The organism is Pseudalkalibacillus sp. NRS-1564, from assembly GCF_050467905.1.
Lineage (GTDB): Bacteria > Bacillota > Bacilli > Bacillales > Guptibacillaceae > Guptibacillus > Guptibacillus hwajinpoensis_B.
This window is the reverse complement of record NZ_JBITPM010000030.1, coordinates 100,786-109,825: the sequence shown is the minus strand read 5'-3', so window position 1 is coordinate 109,825 and position 9,040 is coordinate 100,786. Positions and strand designations below refer to the sequence as shown.

7 protein-coding genes are annotated in these 9,040 nt (G+C 43.3%); all 7 read right to left on the bottom strand.

What is annotated here, in order from left to right; translation table 11 throughout:
- Nucleotides 1-9 precede the first annotated feature (9 nt).
- Nucleotides 10-1,014 carry a stage II sporulation protein D gene (gene spoIID / locus ACIFPW_RS14645; RefSeq protein WP_430245333.1) on the bottom strand — a complete coding sequence of 335 codons (1,005 nt, stop codon included), beginning with the start codon at nucleotides 1,012-1,014 and terminating at the stop codon, nucleotides 10-12.
- 184 nt (nucleotides 1,015-1,198) lie between these two features.
- Nucleotides 1,199-2,527, bottom strand: a complete 1,329-nt coding sequence (gene murA, locus ACIFPW_RS14640; RefSeq protein ID WP_430245331.1) for a UDP-N-acetylglucosamine 1-carboxyvinyltransferase — start codon at nucleotides 2,525-2,527, stop codon at nucleotides 1,199-1,201.
- Nucleotides 2,528-2,556: 29 nt separating this feature from the next.
- A complete protein-coding gene (locus ACIFPW_RS14635; protein ID WP_430245329.1) occupies nucleotides 2,557-3,303 on the bottom strand; it encodes a YwmB family TATA-box binding protein in 747 nt (248 codons plus the stop codon).
- Nucleotides 3,304-3,726: 423 nt separating this feature from the next.
- Complete coding sequence (locus ACIFPW_RS14630; protein WP_098445370.1) at nucleotides 3,727-3,960, bottom strand: DUF1146 family protein; 234 nt, start codon at nucleotides 3,958-3,960, stop codon at nucleotides 3,727-3,729.
- A 205-nt stretch (nucleotides 3,961-4,165) separates the two neighbouring features.
- Nucleotides 4,166-5,692, bottom strand: coding sequence for an NADH-quinone oxidoreductase subunit NuoN (gene nuoN, locus ACIFPW_RS14625; protein ID WP_430245326.1), 1,527 nt, complete (start codon nucleotides 5,690-5,692; stop codon nucleotides 4,166-4,168).
- Between the two features lie 3 nt (nucleotides 5,693-5,695).
- Nucleotides 5,696-7,195 carry a complex I subunit 4 family protein gene (locus ACIFPW_RS14620; protein ID WP_430245324.1) on the bottom strand — a complete coding sequence of 500 codons (1,500 nt, stop codon included), beginning with the start codon at nucleotides 7,193-7,195 and terminating at the stop codon, nucleotides 5,696-5,698.
- Entirely contained in the window at nucleotides 7,195-9,036 is a 1,842-nt protein-coding gene (gene nuoL / locus ACIFPW_RS14615; protein WP_430245322.1) for an NADH-quinone oxidoreductase subunit L, read from the bottom strand. The genes ACIFPW_RS14620 and nuoL overlap by 1 nt, the downstream gene beginning before the upstream one ends.
- Nucleotides 9,037-9,040: the final 4 nt, after the last annotated feature.

Genomic DNA, 9,040 nt, shown 5'->3' with positions numbered 1-9,040 from the left:
TGCGGCCTTTTATCTTTGGGCTGTAAAATTCGTCACGTATTTTTCCATTTCACTAATGGCAACACCTTGATAATAATATTTAACGATATCAGAGTAAGCACTGCCGTCCTCAGCCATTCCATTAGCTCCATATTGACTCATGCCTACGCCGTGCCCAAATCCTTTCGTGGAAACAGTAATCGTATCGCCGCTCCGGTCCCATGTGAAGTCAGAAGAACGAAGGCCAAGAAGGTCCCTGACTTCTCTTCCTGTAAACTGCTTCCCATTTATTGAAACTTCCGCAACTCTTTTACCTTCCGTCAAGTTTTTGATCGTTCCAATCGATTGGTCATTAGTGAGCGTGACTCCTAACTTCTTTTCGAAGTCGGCTACTGTAAACGTCGCTTTGTCTTCATACTTTGGAGAATCAACGTCCCAAGGACTTTCGACACTTCTTAAGTACGGAGCTTTATTTTCCCAATAATCTTCCGAATTCTCGGTATAGCCGTTGCTTGTTGAGAAAAAGGAAGCATAAATCGGATTCCCATCATACGTTAAAATTTGCCCTGCCGTGGCTTGAACTGCTTCTTCTATTCTTGCATATTTCTCTTCAAAGTCTTTGCCCCATGCTTTCTTAAGCTCGGCTTCATCTCTATATACCTGATCCTGAACCGTATCCGTTACAACCGCTTGATCGGGAAGGTCCGCAGGAGGGTTTGTGAGCTTTGTTACGACAAACGTTCTCGCTGTGAGAGCTTGAGCCTTTAAAGCTTCCATATTGAAATCTGTAGGCATCTCAGCAGCAACAACGCCTTTTACATAATCTTCGATCGGTATGCTCGTCGTCACAGTCTTTGCTGAACGATAGACCGGGACTTCCACTTCCACCACTTCTGCCACCTTCTTCTCAGCCATCTGATTTCCTTCACTTACTGGTTGCTTCATCTCCGTTGTTCCAAAAGGTAAAACCAGGATAGATGGAAGAAGGATTAGAATCGCTGCAAATAGAATAAGTGAACCTACCATTCGCTTCATCCGCATGCCTCCTTCTCGATTGTTTACCCCTATCATCGTATGGAGTTGGACAACCATTTAGAACAGAAATGCTAGCAGCCAAAACGTTTTTTACCAATAATCTGTCAGTCATTAAATATAGTATTTATTTTGGTTGCATACAAAAAAGGAGGCCAGTGGCCTCCTTTTTTTCTTTATTATTAGATTATGCAAATTTTGGTTTCATGTTAACTGATTGCTCTTCAGTTGTTTCTGTTGCAGGCTTTGCATCTTCATCAACTGTTACGCGTTCAACGTCAGCTCCAAGGCTTGCAAGCTTTCCGGAGAAGTTCACGTAACCGCGATCCAAGTGCTTAAGCTCATCAACGCGAGTGTAGCCATCAGCTACAAGGCCAGCAAGAATCAAAGCAGCTCCAGCGCGCAAATCAGTAGCGGATACTTCTGCACCTTGAAGTGTAGAAGGCCCTTCGATAATAGCAGCGCGTCCTTCAATCTTAATGTTACCATTCATGCGGCGGAATTCTTCCACGTGCATGAACCGATTTTCAAATACTGTTTCAGTAATCACACTTGTACCCTTCGCTTGAAGTAGCAACGCCATCATCTGGGATTGCATATCCGTCGGGAATCCAGGGTGAGGCATTGTTTTTAAATCAACAGGCTTAAGCGTTTCAGGTCCAACAATACGAAGTCCCTGACCTTCTTCTGTAATTTCTACGCCCATTTCTTCCATTTTCGCGATAAGTGGACGAAGATGTTCAGATACAGCATTCTCGATCAGAACGTTACCACCAGTAATTGCAGCAGCTACCATGAATGTTCCTGCTTCAATACGGTCTGGAATGACAGCATGCTCTGCTCCAACTAGTTTCTCAACGCCTTCAATGCGGATTGTAGCAGTACCTGCACCGCGAACTTTCGCACCCATAGCGTTCAAATAATTTGCAAGACAAACGATCTCAGGCTCTTGAGCAACGTTTTCCATTACTGTTGTACCTTCAGCAAGTACAGCAGCCATCATAATGTTCTCAGTGGCGCCTACACTTGGGAAATCAAGATAAATCTTTGCTCCTTGAAGTCTTCCTTTGATGCCTGCTTCAATAAAGCCGTTACCAATCGTAACTTCTGCACCCATCGCTTCAAACCCTTTAAGGTGTTGATCAATTGGTCTTGAACCAATTGCGCAACCTCCAGGTAGTGCAATACGAGCATGACCCACACGGGCCAAAAGTGGTCCCATTACAAGAAACGAAGCTCGCATTTTACGAACTGCTTCAAATGGTGCCTCTGTTTCCAAAGGTTTTGTTGCGTCTACTTTAATCGTGTTGCCTTCTATTTGCGTCTCAACATTAAGATAGCTTAATACTTCACTTATCGTGTGTACATCTGAAAGGGCAGGCACATCTTTTAACGTGCTCGTGCCTTCTCCTGCTAAAATAGATGCTGTGATGACGGGCAAGACTGCATTTTTAGCTCCTTCAACTTTCACAGAGCCAGACAATCTCCTGCCACCTCGGACGATGATTTTTTCCAACGTATTCCCCTCCGCGTCCTATTTGTATATTAATATTCAGTCGTAATTATTGGTGTGCCAATTGTTGCGGTTATTCCGCCGCCTATTCCTGTATTGCGTAATGCTATTTGTATGTTCATTCTCTTGTTGTTCGTTACAAGATCTTCTTCCCACTCTTCATGGTATGCGGAAAGAGATACAAACGTCTCTTCATTGATTTCTTCTACTTTTGAAGCGGAAAAAGCTCCTAACAGCTTGTCTGCTTCATTGTACAAAACAATGTTCATTGTATCATTTTTCTCGCCTACAAAACAAGTGAAAACTGGTGATTCTTGCGGATATAATTGTGTCTTTTGTGCCTTAAAACGTTCGTACGTTGTTCGCCATTCCTCCTGAGAAAATCCTGTTATTTCCATTTTGTAAATAAGATAAGAGCTAATGCGATTGTTTTCTGGATAAGACACGAGTGTCAGTGTTTCTTTCGTACCTAGCTTAGAATCAATTCTTGTCCCACTTACTTTTACATTTCCATCATTTTTTACCAGATCACCCCATGAAAAACCGGGTGCTCTTTCTGTAAGCTTAGACGTAATACCTTTGTACCCTAAGGACTCCTTGATGAAACTCACTTTTTCTCGTGTGTAAAGAGACCAGCCCTCAATTGAATAATTGTGGGTTAATAAAACATTCGCCATTTCGGTTACTTTTACTTCCGTGTCATCTTCAATTGAGACCGATGTACCATTTGAAAAACTCGCTAAAAGTAAAATAGATAATACTCCGATTAGAAGCTTCATCTTAACCCTCTCCCCGTTCAGGTCTTCTTATCTTTCAGTGTGACCACGAGGAGGGAGTGCATACATGGAAGTTGTAGTCAGTTCCCGACAAATTCCGTACGAAGCTTCTGTATGTTAACGCTGGTGTGTTTGTTTAGCTACAACGCTTGTCGGGTTTAAACGGGCGCATTCGCTTTTCATTGTCTAGCTGCAACCCCCAGTCCCTCGATCGCTTCACCATTTAGATTGAACACAAAGACCGTGTTCATTCTAAATGGCTCCAGCGCTTGTCGGGCCTAAACGGGGGTTTTCGCTTTTCATTGTCTAGCTACAACGCCCAAACCCTCGATCGCTTCACCTTCCAGAATGAACACAAAGACCGTGTTCATTCTGGAAGGCTCCAGCGCTTGTCGGGTTTAAACGGGCGTTTTCGCTTTTCATTTTTCAAAAGAAATATTGTAGACGGAGTGACCAGTTGTAGTAATCTAGGAAGAAACTGCTTGCGAGGGAGCCGATGCTTAGGGTTAGTAAAATCATGAGGACTTTCGCCTGTGGACTGTTCGGCTTTTTAAAGAATACATCGAACCGAACGGTTTGTAGCGCCCACCAGGTGATCATAATGAAAACCAGGTTAATGACAATCGTTAAAATCGATTGTTGCGCCAGTGCTTCTGTCATCTTCTCTACCCCCCATCTGCAAGTGCACCATTCGACAAACGTACATTTTTCCATCTAAGAGCCTATTATAAAAGATTTCCACTCAAATGAATACCCTACTTTCCCACTATAAAAGGGATTATTTCAATTCAAAATAAGTCATTTTCGTCATAATCTGGTAGGAATGCACTCATTCATGAAAAAAACAGCAGAATGATCTGCTGTTCTAAGGATTAAAAATCTCTAGAAATTGAAAATGATCATGTATAAAGGATAACGCAATGGAAGGGAAAACCCCAAGCAAAACGGTTCCAGCTGCCGTTATGGCTAGCACGGTGACGATGCCATTTGATGCCAAAACCGGCCTTTTTGTTTGGGAAGGTCTAAAGTACATTTGAATAAACAGCCCAAAATAATAAACATAGGAAAGCACTGTGCCCGCTAGCATAGCGACTACTAAAAAATATCGCTTCGGTTCGGTACCAAGAGCACTCATGAAAATCTCAAACTTACCGATGAAACCAGCTGTGAGCGGGATACCAGCGAGAGATAGAAGATAGATCGTCATAGCAATGGTTACATACGGCGCTCGCTGAAATAGTCCTGCAAACGAAGCCACCGTAACCTCCTCGTCATTTTCCGCCAAGGCATGGATGACAGCGAAAGCCCCCAGATTCATCAACAGATAGGCGGCGAGATAAAACCACACAGCATCAAAGACTAACTCAGAAAGAGCGGCTAACGGTACGAGAAGATACCCTGCGTGCGCAATGCTGGAATAAGCCAAAAGTCGTTTTGCGTTCAGCTGTCTGAGTGCCATCACATTTCCTATAAGAATCGTTAGAACAGCTAATAGAACAAGATAAGGTCGAACAGATACAAGTAGCGTTTCATAGCTGATTCCCTCTGGTGTAATTACTTTTCCTGTACCAGGTGCAAAGACAAACGGTACCATTAGCAGTCTAAGTGTGATTGCAAATCCAGCTATTTTAGAAACAACACTAAGATAAGCTGTAATCGGTGTTTCGGCTCCCTGGTATACATCTGGTGCCCACATATGAAACGGAGCAGCCGTAATTTTAAAGGCTAGACCAACGAATATCATGAGAAAAGCAAAAACGGCAAGATAACGATTTTCCGTTACTACTTCGCTTCCCATTAGCGCTTGAATTTCATATATATTCGTTTCTCCAGTAAGTCCAAATAAATAGCTCATCCCAAACAGCGTGATCGCAGTCGCTATACCGCCATTAACGACATATTTAAACGCCGCTTCATTTGCGAGCTTATCTTTCTTTCGAATTCCCACTAGAACATATGAAGATAGGCTTAATAATTCTAGACCTACAAAAAGCGTAATCAGATCTGCACTCGAAGCCATCATCATACCACCTAGTAAACCCGTTAGAAGAAGGTAGTGGTACTCACCTTTCACTTCGCTTAGATCATTCGTTTTCAAGCCTAGAAGCATAACGAAACCAGTTCCAATTAACATAAGAAGCTTAAACGCTTTCGCAAAAGAATCCAGTCGATAAGTTTGATTTAGAATCGTGACAACTCCATTATCAAACTGAAAAATAAGAAAGACAATGGCCAGTGCGATGCCGACGATTGCGAGCCAAACGAGAATAGACCTATCTCGCTTTTTATCCATAAAGAGATCGATCAACGAGAGTGCAACTGCTGTTACTAGTATAGTGAATTCCGGCATCATACTGCTCCATTGGTACGCTAGCAACGTATCGATATCCATTCGTTAACCTCCGATCCCGAGTGTACGAGCGATTTGAAGTGTGTTAGATAACACTGCAGGATAGACACCAATCCAAATAATCATACTGAGTAGAATAGCTGATGGAACAAGCTCAACAGCAGATAGATCTCTTTCCTTATCAAACGTTGGGCGTCTTTCACCAAAGGTAACCGCAAGAACGGCGCGAAGCATATAAACCGCTGTTAAAATGAGACCAATCACGCCAATGCTTCCGATTACAGGCATCGTTTCAAATAAGCCTAAAAAAGCTAGAAATTCACTGATGAAACCGCTCATTCCAGGTAATCCAAGTGATGCCAGCCCGGCTGCCAGGAAAAAACCTGCAAAAAGGGGCGTCTGACTTGCAATACCACCTAATTCTCCAAGCTTTGTGGTGTGAAAACGGTCGATCAGTACACCAACAAGCAGGAACAGCAGCGCTGCGATAAGACCATGAGAAATTGTTTGGAACACTGCCCCTTGAAGACCCGCGGTATTAAATGAAGCAACGCCCAGAATGACGATTCCCATATGCGAAATCGAGGAATAGGCTAGAATAGCGCGAAGTTCTGTTTGAACTAAGGCAATAAAAGCACCATACAGCAAATTAATGACGCCAAGAATAGCTAGAAGAACTGCCGTTTCTTTTAGCTGCTCTGGAAAGAATCCCGCTCCGAAACGTATGAGCCCATATGCGCCTATTTTAAGTAATACACCGGCGTGAATCATCACAATGGCGATTGGAGCCTCCACGTGTACTCGTACCATCCACGTATGTAGCGGTACGATTGGAAGCTTTGTACCAAATGCCAGTAACAGCAGGGCAAACAGCCACATTCTAGTGTTTCCAGATATAATTTCATAGGACTCTGTCTCTTGTAAGAGAGAGGTTAGCTCACTAATATTTGTCGTTCTCGTCTCAACAAAGAGAACGATAATGACAATTAACAATAGGATCGAGCCTATCCCGTTGTAAACTAAGAAAGAGAAGGCTGCTTTTTCCCGCTCATATCCGCCCCATTTCCCTACAAGTAGAAACATCGCAACAAGAGTCATTTCAAAGAATAAGAAAAACAAAAACAAGTTTTCGCTTGAAAAAACGCCGAGAATGCCAAGTTCCAGTATCAAAAAGAGGATATAAAATCCTTTCACACCTTCTTGAATGCGAAGGGCCGCAAGTGAGGCGAGAAACGTAATCAATGAAGATAGCATTAGAAAAAGAAGCGATAGCCCTGTCACCCCAAGATCATAAGTCACTGGATAAGGCTCGTTGGGACTAATCGCGGTCATTAACTCAAACCATTGATGTGTTTCCGCAAATTGAACGCCTGATAATGTTCGATCGTATAAGCTAAATACAAAAATCGTTAACGTTAGTGGTAGCACTGTGCCAAGAATACCAACTGTTTTGATTGATTGATGCTGTGAGGGCATCATAGCAAGAACGATGACACCAAGTAGTGGGGAGAAAATCAAGATCGTTAGCAAGTAAGACTCATCCATTAGAAATACCCCCCAAATACTGCAATTAATAGGAGCACGACCACTAAACCAGAGAATGCTACGGTGCCGTATGTTTGAACTTGACCGGATTGAATTCTTGCTCCCACTTTTCCTAAGTGCTTTACAATTCCCGTTATGCCCTGAGCGCCTCCTTCAATAATAAAGCGATCAAAATACAACCAGAAGTAACCGATCACACGGGTTCCTTTTATAAAGGTAGCTTCGTATATTTCGTCGATATAATATTGATGCGTTAACAGCTTATGCACTTCGCTCCCTCCAACTGGAGCCATGCCTTTTCTTACATACATGAACCAGGCGAGTCCAATTCCTGCAATGGCTAACAAACTCGCACTGACCGGAATCCACGAGGGTCCTGAATGATGATTGGCTAATATCGGATACGGGCTCGTTTCTAGCCAGTCACCAAGAAACGAACCGAACCACGTTGTCTGAATATACCCCGCAACAATAGCTAAAGCCGAAAGGACAATCATTGGAATCAGCATCACCCTAGAAGACTCTTTCGCTTCACTCGAACCCGTGCCAGAAAAGACGAGGAAGTAAAGGCGAAACATATAAAACGCTGTCAGAAAAGCGGTTGCTAAAGCAATCGCAAATAAAATGTAGCGCCCATCCGCATAAGTCGCGACAAGTATCTCATCCTTACTAAAAAAACCTGCAAATAGCGGAAATCCAGAAATGGATAAGCAACCTATTAAGAAGAGAACTGCTGTGATAGGCAGTTTTTTTCGAAGCCCCCCCATTTTATGAATGTTTTGTTCATGGACCGCATGGATCACACTTCCTGCAGCAAGAAAGAGTAAGGCTTTAAAGAACGCATGAGTTGTCAGGTGGAAAATCCCTGCTGTATAGCCCGCTGCACCTAGGGCAAGCATCATATACCCTAGTTGACTAATGGTTGAGTAGGCAAGTATGCGTTTAATGTCTTTCTGGACAAGGGCGATTGTCGCTGCAAAAATGGCGGTGAATCCACCTGTTATGGCAACGGTTGTCATAGCCGTTTCTGAACTTGCGAAGAGTGGGTACATGACAGCAACGAGATAAACACCCGCAGCAACCATTGTCGCTGCATGGATTAAAGCCGAGACTGGGGTTGGACCTTCCATCGCATCAGGAAGCCATGTGTGGAGCGGGAACTGACCAGATTTTCCTATCGCCCCTACGAAAATAAGAATCGCTATTAGCGTGACCATTGAAGGGGCAATATCGCCTGCTTGAGCCGCTTCAAAAATGACATCGAGTTCAAAGCTTCCTGTTTGCCAAAAGAGAAGGAAAATCGCAATAAGCAGACCAATATCTCCAATCCTTGTGACGATAAAAGCTTTTTTTGCAGCTGCCTTTGCTTCTGGTTTATAGAAATAAAAACCTACTAGTAGAAAGGAACAAACACCAACAAGCTCCCAGAAAACATAAAGTTGAAGGAGGTTTGGTGAGAGAACGAGAGCCGTCATCGCAAAAGTGAACAGACCAAGATAACTAAAGAACGTTGCATAGCGCTCGTCATTCGCCATATAACCGATCGAATACATATGTACGAGAAAGCTGACAAGCGTGACGATCACGAGCATCAAAGCATTTAGCGGATTCACTTCAAGGCCCACCGTAATCACCACTAAATCGATGGAGAGCCAGTTGTGTTCTACGAGATAGTTCCCTTTAACGAAATGACTGTAAAGCACGAGAAGGGAACAAATAAAGGCAGCACCAGCGAGAACGGTGCCCACAACGCCGGCTTTTCGATAAAGAATCGGCCTAGTGAAAAGAATGATGAGAAACGATAGAAGCGGCAACATTGGTATAAGCCAGACATAGTCCACTTTT

What these genes read in the sequence shown, in the direction of transcription:
- spoIID (WP_430245333.1), bottom strand. Translation starts at nt 1,014, where the DNA reads ATGAAGCGAATGGTAGGTTCACTTATTCTATTTGCAGCGATTCTAATC.
- ACIFPW_RS14635 (WP_430245329.1), bottom strand. Translation starts at nt 3,303, where the DNA reads ATGAAGCTTCTAATCGGAGTATTATCTATTTTACTTTTAGCGAGTTTT.
- ACIFPW_RS14620 (WP_430245324.1), bottom strand. Translation starts at nt 7,195, where the DNA reads ATGGATGAGTCTTACTTGCTAACGATCTTGATTTTCTCCCCACTACTT.
- nuoN (WP_430245326.1), bottom strand. Translation starts at nt 5,692, where the DNA reads ATGGATATCGATACGTTGCTAGCGTACCAATGGAGCAGTATGATGCCG.
- ACIFPW_RS14630 (WP_098445370.1), bottom strand. Translation starts at nt 3,960, where the DNA reads ATGACAGAAGCACTGGCGCAACAATCGATTTTAACGATTGTCATTAAC.